This window comes from Azonexus sp. GW821-FHT04F04 (assembly GCF_059420025.1).
On record NZ_JBWKSX010000029.1, the window covers coordinates 1 to 821 of the forward strand.

The window sequence follows — 821 nt, forward strand, 5'->3', positions numbered from 1 at the left end:
GTCGGCACCATCGTGGACGACGGTCGCACCCTGCCGGGTGGCCCGGCCAATGACGACCGTCCGGTCTTCGACATGGGATCCGACTTCGTGGTCGACGAAGCGGCCGGCACCATCACCTTCACGGTCACCAAGACCGGCGCCACCGACCTCGCCGCCAGCGTCAACTTCGGCACGGTAGACGGCACGGCGGTTGCCGGTTCCGACTACACCGCCGCCAACGGCACGCTCAACTTCGCTGCCGGCGAAACGGTCAAGACCATCACCGTCGCCATCACCAACGACAGCATCTTCGAAGGCGCCCAGGACTTCAGCGTTGAGCTCAGCGCCCCGAACAACGCCACCCTCGGTGACACCACCCAGGTCGCCACCATTGTGGACGACGGCCGCAACCTGCCGGGCGGCCCGGCCAACGACGACCGTCCGACGCTCAACATCGGCAGCGACGTCATCATCGACGAAGCCGCCGGCACCGTCACCTTCACGGTCACCAAGGTCGGCGCCACCGAACAACCGGTCAGCGTCGACTTCGCCACCGCCAACGGCACGGCGACCGCCGGTGCCGACTACACCGGGCAAAGCGGCACGCTCAACTTCGCCGCCGGTGAAACCCAAAAAACCATCACCATTGCCATCGCCAACGACACGCAATACGAAATCTCCGAAGACTTCACCGTCTCGATCAGCAACCCGGGCAACGCCGTGCTCGGCACCAGCAGCGCCACCGGCACCATTGTGGACGACGGTCGCAGCCTGCCGGGCGGCCCGGCCAACGACGACCGTCCGGGCTTCTCGATCAACGACCTGATCATTGACGAAGCCGC

The 821-nt window shown here is 66.1% G+C and carries 1 protein-coding gene; it reads left to right on the forward strand.

All coding sequences use genetic code 11. The features are described from left to right. A partial coding sequence (locus AC07TV_RS22730) for a Calx-beta domain-containing protein (RefSeq protein WP_494650685.1) occupies nt 1–821 on the forward strand: 821 nt, incomplete at both ends.